General features: G+C 55.3%; 1 pseudogene. It reads right to left on the reverse strand.

Annotated elements, in window-relative coordinates:
- A pseudogene (locus AF337_RS07360) lies at window positions 1-226 on the reverse strand (SARP family transcriptional regulator); the annotation flags it as partial.

Below are 226 nucleotides of genomic sequence, written 5' to 3' on the forward strand. Positions count from 1 at the left end.
GCGTTAACCAGTCCTCGAATTCTGGATCGCGGATGTCTATACCTTCGAGCAACTCGTCGGTGATTTGATCCGCGGACGGGTTTGTCCGAACCACCAGTTCGGTATCAAGCACGAGCCGGTCCATATCCAGCCAAACGGTATTCTTATCCGCAATCAAGAGATCGCGTGCAGGCCCGAGAGTCTTATGAATGTCCAAAAGGGCCTGGCGCAGACTGGCTGCCGCCTG

Origin of the sequence: Rhizobium ecuadorense (genome assembly GCF_001187535.1) — a bacterium.
Lineage (GTDB): Bacteria > Pseudomonadota > Alphaproteobacteria > Rhizobiales > Rhizobiaceae > Rhizobium > Rhizobium ecuadorense.